Source organism: Pseudomonas sp. CM25 (assembly GCF_013179705.1).
Classification (GTDB): Bacteria; Pseudomonadota; Gammaproteobacteria; order Pseudomonadales; family Pseudomonadaceae; genus Aquipseudomonas.
In genome coordinates, this window is the sequence record NZ_JABMCW010000270.1 from 1 (window position 1) to 7,691 (window position 7,691).

Annotated in this window: 8 protein-coding genes; 3 read left to right on the plus strand and 5 right to left on the minus strand. The window is 62.3% G+C overall.

Going from position 1 to position 7,691, the window contains the following annotated elements:
- From HP546_RS22500 to rpsU, 4 genes are all read right to left on the minus strand, one after another.
- On the minus strand, nucleotides 1-215 hold a 215-nt coding region (locus HP546_RS22500; protein ID WP_172229635.1), incomplete at its 3' end, for a hypothetical protein.
- A gap of 127 nt (nucleotides 216-342) precedes the next feature.
- A complete protein-coding gene (gene rpoD / locus HP546_RS22505) occupies nucleotides 343-2,193 on the minus strand; it encodes an RNA polymerase sigma factor RpoD (protein WP_172229638.1) in 1,851 nt (616 codons plus the stop codon).
- Between the two features lie 67 nt (nucleotides 2,194-2,260).
- Entirely contained in the window at nucleotides 2,261-4,243 is a 1,983-nt protein-coding gene (dnaG, locus tag HP546_RS22510) for a DNA primase (RefSeq protein WP_172229641.1), read from the minus strand.
- 301 nt (nucleotides 4,244-4,544) lie between these two features.
- The gene (rpsU, locus tag HP546_RS22515) at nucleotides 4,545-4,760 is read right to left on the minus strand and encodes a 30S ribosomal protein S21 (protein WP_003255575.1); all 216 of its coding nucleotides are present in this window, start codon (nucleotides 4,758-4,760) and stop codon (nucleotides 4,545-4,547) included.
- A 204-nt stretch (nucleotides 4,761-4,964) separates the two neighbouring features.
- Here rpsU and tsaD point away from each other — a divergent pair, with 204 nt between their 5' ends.
- Nucleotides 4,965-5,990, plus strand: a complete 1,026-nt coding sequence (tsaD, locus tag HP546_RS22520; RefSeq protein WP_172229643.1) for a tRNA (adenosine(37)-N6)-threonylcarbamoyltransferase complex transferase subunit TsaD — start codon at nucleotides 4,965-4,967, stop codon at nucleotides 5,988-5,990.
- Between the two features lie 16 nt (nucleotides 5,991-6,006).
- Here tsaD and plsY read toward each other — a convergent pair whose 3' ends face one another.
- Entirely contained in the window at nucleotides 6,007-6,576 is a 570-nt protein-coding gene (gene plsY / locus HP546_RS22525) for a glycerol-3-phosphate 1-O-acyltransferase PlsY (protein ID WP_172229645.1), read from the minus strand.
- A gap of 74 nt (nucleotides 6,577-6,650) precedes the next feature.
- Between plsY and folB the strand changes: the two genes are divergently transcribed.
- A complete protein-coding gene (gene folB / locus HP546_RS22530; protein ID WP_027907305.1) occupies nucleotides 6,651-7,007 on the plus strand; it encodes a dihydroneopterin aldolase in 357 nt (118 codons plus the stop codon).
- Nucleotides 6,998-7,507, plus strand: coding sequence for a 2-amino-4-hydroxy-6-hydroxymethyldihydropteridine diphosphokinase (gene folK / locus HP546_RS22535; protein WP_172229647.1), 510 nt, complete (start codon nucleotides 6,998-7,000; stop codon nucleotides 7,505-7,507). The genes folB and folK overlap by 10 nt, the downstream gene beginning before the upstream one ends.
- Nucleotides 7,508-7,691 lie beyond the last annotated feature (184 nt).

A 7,691-nucleotide genomic window follows, 5' to 3' on the forward strand; every position in this document is an offset into this window, starting at 1 on the left:
CGTTGCTGGATAGTGGCGATGTAATCGGCGGCCAATCCCTGGTACCGGCCCTCCTGGTCGCGAAACTCGAACGGTGGCCAAGAGGCATCCACGCCCAGGCTCAGCTGCGGGTGGGCAGCCAGCCAGGCCTTCTCCTCGTCTGTCAGGGTCAGGGCGCCGGCCGTTGTGTTCCACAGGACAAGGAGCAGCAACAGGATGGCCGGCATCAGCGGCATAGCGGCCTCGCATTCAGGTGGTCTGAAGTCGAGTGTAGACGGGCATTGCTGCAGATGTGCGGTGCAAGATCGGCTTTATGTTACGGAACCCTAAAGAAAAACCCCGGCCTGGGCCGGGGTTTTGTCATCACTCGTCGAGGAACGAGCGCAGATGCTCGCTGCGAGTCGGGTGGCGCAATTTGCGCAACGCCTTCGCTTCGATCTGACGGATCCGCTCACGCGTTACGTCAAACTGCTTGCCAACCTCTTCCAGGGTGTGGTCCGTGTTCATGTCGATACCGAAACGCATGCGCAGCACCTTGGCTTCGCGTGCGGTCAGGCCGGAGAGCACGTCCCGGGTGGCTTCCTTGAGGCTTTCGACCGTGGCCACGTCGATCGGGGACTGCATGGTCGAGTCCTCGATGAAGTCGCCCAGGTGCGAGTCTTCGTCGTCACCGATCGGGGTTTCCATGGAGATCGGCTCTTTGGCGATCTTCAGTACCTTGCGGATCTTGTCCTCAGGCATTTCCATGCGTTCACCCAGCTCTTCCGGGGTCGGTTCGCGACCCATTTCCTGCAGCATCTGCCGGGAAATGCGGTTGAGCTTGTTGATCGTCTCGATCATGTGCACCGGAATACGGATGGTGCGTGCCTGGTCGGCGATCGAGCGAGTGATCGCCTGTCGGATCCACCAGGTGGCATAAGTCGAGAACTTGTAGCCGCGACGGTATTCGAACTTGTCCACCGCCTTCATCAAGCCGATGTTGCCTTCCTGGATCAGATCGAGGAACTGCAGGCCACGGTTGGTGTACTTCTTGGCGATCGAGATCACCAGACGCAGGTTCGCCTCGACCATTTCTTTCTTGGCGCGGCGGGCCTTGGCTTCACCGATCGACATGCGACGGTTGATTTCCTTGATCTCGGCAACGGTCAGGCCGGTTTCGGTCTCAAGGTCGATCAGCTTCTGCTGGCAAGCAACGATGGCGGCGTCCTTTTCACCCAGGGCAGCAGCCCATTTGGTGTTGCGCTTGGCCAGGTCACCGCTCCAGGTCTGGTCGGTTTCGTTGCTTGGGAACATGCGCAGGAAGTCGGCACGCGGCATGCGGGCGTCACGCACGCACAGCTGCATGATGGCACGCTCTTGCTGACGCAGGCGGCTCAAGGCATCACGTACACGCTCGACCAATACCTCGAACTGCTTGGGTACCAGCTTGATCGGCATGAACAGGTCAGCCAGGGCCTGCAGGGCCGCGATGCTTTCCTTGTGGCCGCGACCGTTTTTCTTCAGGACCTTGTTGGTGGCCTGAAGCTGGTCGTTGACTGCACCGAAACGCTGGGCTGCGACCACCGGATCGGGACCGCTTTCGGTCTCTTCCTCGTCGTCACTGCTGTCACCGTCTTCTTCTTCGTCGTCCGATTCTTCCTTGGCCGCAGGGGCCTTGGCGCCAGGTACCGGTACTTCTTCGGTCGGCGCGGCGATGCCGTCGTCAGGGTCGATGTAACCGCTGAGAACGTCGGACAGACGGCCACCTTCGGTGGTAACGCGGTCGTATTCGCCGAGAATGTAGTCGACAGTGCCCGGGAAGTGCGCGATGGCACCCATCACTTCACGGATGCCTTCCTCGATACGCTTGGCGATTTCGATCTCGCCTTCGCGGGTCAGCAGCTCGACAGTACCCATTTCGCGCATATACATGCGCACCGGGTCGGTCGTGCGGCCGATATCGGTTTCAACTGCCGCCAACGCAGCAGCGGCTTCTTCGGCCGCTGCTTCGTCGGTGTCGGCTTCCGCCAACAGAAGGGCATCCGCATCCGGAGCACTCTCGAATACGTTGATCCCCATGTCGTTGATCATGCGGATGATGTCTTCCACCTGTTCAGGATCTGAAATATCCTCAGGCAGGTGGTCGTTGACCTCCGCGTAAGTCAGGTAGCCCTGCTCACGACCGCGGGTGATCAACTCTTTGATACGAGACTGCTGTTGCGCTTTTCCGGACATAACACCCTATCCACTGAAGGTCTTGGCGGGCAAAAAACAAGCCGAGGATTATACCCGAGCATGGGCCTCACGCGCCAGATGAGGTCGGCGTTTGTGCGGGAACATTCCGGCTCAGCAGCGCGAGAAGCTGGGTTTTTTCCTCGCTGGTCAATTCACTTTGACGTGATTTCCTGAGCAGTTGTTCCAGGCTGCGCTCGCGTTGGCGGGCGGACAAGCTAGTTATAGTGTCGAAAAACTGTTGTTCAAGGTTGTCGGCCACGATCAGCCATTCCTTTTCTGCCAGGGCCCGCAGCAGGCGGCCCTGTTCCGTGCCGTGCCAGCGTGCTATCAGCTGCATTGAGCTTAGCCCAGGATTTTTCTGTGCGGCTTCGATCAGTGCCACCAGCAGCTGGCTGTACAGATGCTGTTCGTCGGCGAAGTGGCTGGCATCTTCCACCTTGCCGGCCAGCAGCGGGTGGTGCAGCAGGGTGCGCAGGGCCGCCAGGGTGGGCGGCTCGACTGGCGCCGGCACGCGCGGCGGCGCTTCGTCGCGTTGCTGCCAGGGCTTGCCGCCCTTGCGGTTCTTGTCCCAGGGCTTGTCGCTCCACTGCTTCTTGCCGCCGCCCTTGTTCGGCTTCCATTCCTGTTCCTGGTGCACCGGCGCGTAGTCGTGCTGCGGCATGTCGCCGTAGTCAGGGGTATAGCTGGCCATGGCGTCGTAGTCGTAGCCAGGGTCGTAGTCCGGCACAGTGCTGGTCGCTGGCGCTTGTTGCGCCAGTTGCTCGACCTGCTGCGGGTCCAGCCCGGTGATTTCCTTCAGGCGATTGCGCATCAGTTGCCGCAGGTTGGCGCCCGGGACTTTTTCGATCAACGGTGCGGCCAGGGTGGCCATATGCGCCTTGCCTTCCAGCGAGCGAGGGTCTGCTTCTACGCCCAGCTGCTCGAAAAAGTAGTCGGCCAGCGGCTGGGCGTGCTGGTTGATACGGGCCATGAAGGCATCGGTGCCTTCGGCGCGCACCAGGCTGTCCGGGTCTTCGCCTTCGGGCAGGAACAGGAAGCGCGCGCGGCGCCCGTCCTGCAGGTTCGACAAGGTCGACTCCAGTGCCCGCCAGGCAGCCTTGCGCCCGGCCTGGTCGCCGTCGAAACAGAACAGCACGCTGGGCACCACGCGAAACAGACGCTTGAGGTGCTCTTCACTGGTGGCTGTACCGAGGGTGGCCACGGCATTGCGCAGGCCTTGCTGGGCCAGGGCGATGACGTCCATGTAGCCCTCGACGACAATGATCTCGTCGAGGTTGCGGTTGTGCTTGCGCGCCTCGTACAACCCGTAGAGTTCCTGGCCCTTGTGGAACACCGGGGTCTCCGGGGAGTTCAGGTACTTGGGCTTGTCGTCGCCGAGCACCCGGCCACCGAAGGCGATGATGCGCCCGCGGCTGTCGCGGATCGGGAACATCACCCGGTCGCGGAAGCGGTCGTAGCGCTTGCCGCTTTCGGCGTTCTCGATCAGCAGGCCGGCATCGATCATCACCTTCTGCTGCAGGGTGTCGGCACCCAGGTGCTTGAGCAGGTTGTCCCAGCCAGGTGGGGCGAAGCCCAGGCCGAAGTCGCGGGCGATTTCCCCGGACAGGCCACGGCCCTTGAGGTAGTCCACTGCTGCCTTGCGGGTCGGGTGGCTGCGCAGGGCCTGGCGGTAGAACTCCGAGGCGGCGTCCAGCAACGGGTACAGCGGCGAATCGGTTGGCTGGCGTGGTTTCTGGTCACGGCGGCCTTGCTCGCGGGGTACTTCCATGCCAGCGGCGCGGGCCAGTTCCTCGACAGCCTGGGGAAAGTCCAGGTTGTCGTGGTCCATGACGAAGCCCAGTGCGTTGCCGCCGGCGCCGCAGCCGAAGCAGTAGTAGAACTGCTTGTCGGGGCTGACCGTGAACGAAGGGGTTTTTTCCTTGTGGAACGGGCAGCAGGCGGAGTAGTTCTTGCCGGTTTTTTTCAGCTGGACGCGCGAACTCACCACGTCGACGATATCGAGGCGGTTGATCAGGTCGTCAATGAAACTCTGGGGAATCAGCCCGGCCATGGCAGTCTCGTCATCTGGCAACTGGCAAGTCTAATCGCTCACGCGCCTGATGGGGCGTGTGACGCTTGGGGAAGTGCGAGGGAATGTGTGCTCGTCGCCAGCCCCTAGGGGCTCGTCAGTCGGACGTGCACGTCTGGTCATACAGCAAGAAGGACCAGCTCTGACGTTTCAGGCAGGTTGCCCGGGCAGTTCGCATGAAGCTCGTGCAGGGCCTTGAGCTAGCTGCTCAAGTTTGAAGCGACCACTGCCGTCGCCCGGCGGGTAGCCGGGCAGGGCAGAAGCTTTGCGTTGAACGTCTGTATTAGTACAGACGGACGGCGCGGCGCTGTTCGCGCTGTACTTTCTTGGCGTGACGCTTAACAGCGGCTGCTGCTTTGCGCTTACGCTCTGCGGTCGGCTTCTCGTAAAACTCGCGGCTACGAACTTCAGCCAGTACACCGGCTTTTTCGCAGGAGCGCTTGAAACGACGCAGAGCTACGTCGAAGGGTTCGTTCTCTTTAACTTTGACGGCTGGCATCCAGGGCTACCTTAATTCATTACCGGGGTAGACGTGCTCCTGGCAAAACAAAGGTGTGCTGGAGTACGTCGGTTTTCAAGGGTTGCGGATGTTAACCCTTAGCAAGCCGGAATGCAAAGCCTCTGATCGAAAACCGCTGGTCGGCATTCGACACGGGGACTATCATGCGCGCCTTCGAATTCAGCCCCCACAAGGGACGAACCCATGCTAGTACTGGGATTGGAAACATCCTGCGACGAAACTGGTGTCGCATTATACGACAGTGAACGTGGTCTTTTGGCCGACGCGCTGTTCAGCCAGATTGACCTGCACCGCATGTTCGGTGGCGTGGTGCCCGAGCTTGCCTCGCGTGACCACGTCAAGCGGATGCTGCCGCTCATCCGCCAGGTGCTGGACGAGGCGGACTGCGTCGCCACCGAGATCGACGCCATCGCCTATACCGCGGGCCCTGGCCTGGTCGGCGCATTGCTGGTGGGCGCTTCCTGCGCCCAGGCGCTGGCCTTTGCCTGGGATATTCCGGCGCTTGGCGTGCACCACATGGAAGGCCACTTGCTGGCCCCGATGCTGGAAGAAAGCCCACCCGAGTTCCCGTTCGTCGCTTTGTTGGTGTCGGGTGGCCACACGCAGCTGGTTCGCGTTGATGGCATCGGCCAATACGAGCTGTTGGGCGAGAGCCTGGATGATGCCGCTGGCGAAGCGTTCGACAAGACCGCCAAGCTGATCGGCCTGAATTATCCCGGCGGTCCGGAAATCGCCCGCCTGGCCGAGCAGGGGGTACCTGGGCGCTTCGTGTTCCCGCGGCCGATGACCGATCGCCCGGGCCTTGAGTTCAGCTTCAGCGGCCTCAAGACCTTCGCGCTCAACACCTGGCAGCAATGCAAGAACGCTGGCGACGACAGCGAGCAAACCCGTTGCGACCTGTCGCTGGCATTCCAGCAGGCGGTGGTGGAGACTTTGACCATCAAGTGCAAGCGGGCGCTCAAGCAGACCGGCCTCAAGCGCCTGGTCATCGCCGGTGGCGTCAGTGCCAACAAAGCGCTGCGCGCCTCTCTGGAGGACATGCTCGGCAGTATCAAGGGTAACGTGTACTACGCCCGCCCGCAGTTCTGCACCGACAATGGCGCAATGATCGCCTACGCTGGCTGTCAGCGCCTGTTGGCCGGGCAGCAGCAGGACCTGGCGATCAGCGTGCAGGCGCGCTGGCCGATGGAGCAGTTGCCGCCGCTGTAAGGTTTGCGAAGTGTTTTCAGAAGTGCCGCTCGCGCCCGGCAAACAGGTCGCGCAGGTTGTTGCGGTGGCGCCACACGATCATCACGGTCAGCACGGTGATCGGCAGCAGCGCCTCCGGCTCGCGCCAGGCCAGCAATGGCAAGGTCAGCGGTGTGGCGACCAGCGCCGCCAGCGAGCTGGTGCGGGTGAGGTAGAAGGTCAGCAGCCAGGCGCCGATGGCCAGCAGCGCGGCCGGAAAGTACAGGCCCATGAGCATGCCGGCAGCCGTCGCCACGCCCTTGCCGCCCTTGAAGCGGAAGTACAGCGGCAGCAGGTGCCCCAGCACCGCGCATACGCCTACCCAGGCCTGCTCTTGCAGGCCCAGCCCGGCAAGGCGGGCAAGCAATACCGGCACCAGGCCCTTGCACAGGTCGCCGAGCAGGGTCAGGATCGCCAGTCTGCGGCCTGCCAGGCGTAGCATGTTGGTGGCGCCGGCATTGCCTGAACCGCTGGAACGTGGGTCCGGGCTGCCCGAAAGGCGGCTGAGGACAATGGCGAAGGACAGCGAGCCGAGCAGGTAGGCGAGCAACGCCAGTAACCAAAACATGCTAACTATTCCGGGCGAGGACGCCCTGATTCTAACGGCGCCAGTCGCCCTTGTCGTGCTGTGGAGAGAAGTGCTTGGACAGAGTGTTCATCGAAGGCCTGGAAGTCGATACCGTGATCGGTGCCTATGACTGGGAGCGGGATATTCGCCAGTGCTTGCGCCTGGACCTGAGCTTTGCCTGGGACAACCGCCCGGCTGCGGCGGGCGACGACCTGAGCCTGGCGCTGGACTACGCCAGCGTATCGGCGCGCATCCAGGCGTTTGCCGAGCAGGCCCGCTTCGAACTGGTGGAAACCTTTGCCGAGCGCCTGGTGGCCGCGTTGATGGAAGAGTTTCACATCCCGTGGGTACGGTTGAAGCTGACCAAGCCGGGTGCGGTGCCTGCGGCCCGTGGTGGTGTTGGCGTGGAGATCGAGCGCGGATGTCTCTGAGTACGGTCTACCTGGGCCTTGGCAGCAATACCGACCGTCACACGCACCTGTGTGCGGGGCTCGATGCGTTGGCGGGCATCCTCACCAACATGCGTTGTTCGCCCGCGTTCGAAAGCCAGGCCGTGGGTATCAAGAGCGGGCCGTTCATCAACTTCGTGGTCACCGGGCAAACCGGACTGCCGTTGATCGAGCTGGACCGCCGGCTGAAGTTCATCGAGGCCGAGAATGGCCGCTATGCCCCGGACCGCAAGGGGCTGCCGCTGGATATCGATGTGCTGATGTATGACGATTTGCACGGCACGTTCGATGGGCTTGTGCTGCCCCGGGCCGAGATCCTGAAGAATGCCTTTGTGCTGTGGCCGCTGTCGCTGCTGGCACCCGAGCTGGTGCATCCAGGGGCAGGCAAGAGCATGGGGCAATTGTGGCAGGACGCGCAGATTGATCAGGTGCTGGCCCCGGTTGCCTTTGAGTGGCGCGGGTTGCAGTTGACGCCTGGCTGACACTGACGCGGCCGGTGGGGGAGTAACTCTCTTGCGCAAAATTTAAACAGCGTACGCGATCCCTGTGGGAGCGGCGGTGCGGCGATCCGATTTACCCGCGAATGCGGTGGCGGCGGCAACAGTGAGTGCCCAAGGATATTGGCCGGCAGGTCCGGCCTCTTCGCGGGTAAATCGGATCGCCGCA

Bases quoted from the DNA above. Each gene is read 5' to 3' on its own strand.
- tsaD (WP_172229643.1), top strand. From the start codon at position 4,965: ATGCTAGTACTGGGATTGGAAACATCCTGCGACGAAACTGGTGTCGCA.
- rpoD (WP_172229638.1), bottom strand. From the start codon at position 2,193: ATGTCCGGAAAAGCGCAACAGCAGTCTCGTATCAAAGAGTTGATCACC.
- plsY (WP_172229645.1), bottom strand. From the start codon at position 6,576: ATGTTTTGGTTACTGGCGTTGCTCGCCTACCTGCTCGGCTCGCTGTCC.
- rpsU (WP_003255575.1), bottom strand. From the start codon at position 4,760: ATGCCAGCCGTCAAAGTTAAAGAGAACGAACCCTTCGACGTAGCTCTG.
- dnaG (WP_172229641.1), bottom strand. From the start codon at position 4,243: ATGGCCGGGCTGATTCCCCAGAGTTTCATTGACGACCTGATCAACCGC.
- folK (WP_172229647.1), top strand. From the start codon at position 6,998: ATGTCTCTGAGTACGGTCTACCTGGGCCTTGGCAGCAATACCGACCGT.